Annotated in this window: 1 protein-coding gene; it reads left to right on the forward strand. The window is 43.6% G+C overall.

Annotated features, from left to right (window positions below; genetic code table 11):
* A partial coding sequence (locus ACTHUR_RS21125) for a YciI family protein (protein ID WP_440400767.1) occupies positions 1 to 339 on the forward strand: 339 nt, incomplete at its 5' end.
* Positions 340 to 443: the final 104 nt, after the last annotated feature.

Raw genomic sequence — 443 nt, forward strand, 5'->3', positions numbered from 1 at the left:
GTGTATAGCTGCGCTATTGATTTCATTCTGAGCAAAGGAAAAGAAATGTTTATCGTATCTTTGGAATATATCAAAGACTTGTCTGCGGCTGAAACCTACCTGTCCGAGCATATTGCGTATCTTGCACGGTATTCTCAAGCAGGTGTATCTGTGATGTCTGGCCGCAACCAGCCGCGGACAGGCGACATTATCCTGACGACAGCATCAGGCCGGGCACAGGTGGAAAAGTTAATTGCAGAAGACCCATTTCAACGAGAAGGCGTAGTGAAGTATACTCTTCCCGAGTTTATTCCGCCTAAAGTCGCGGAAGGAACTGAAAACTATTTGGCAACTATCTGAACCAATTTTTCAGCAGTCTATTGCAACCAAAATAATATTAAAAAGGAATGCAGTATGTTTACCCTATATGGAGAAGCTTGCCATTCACGGCTGTTAATTGGTGT

The sequence above is a fragment of the Neisseria sp. P0021.S007 genome (assembly GCF_051956855.1).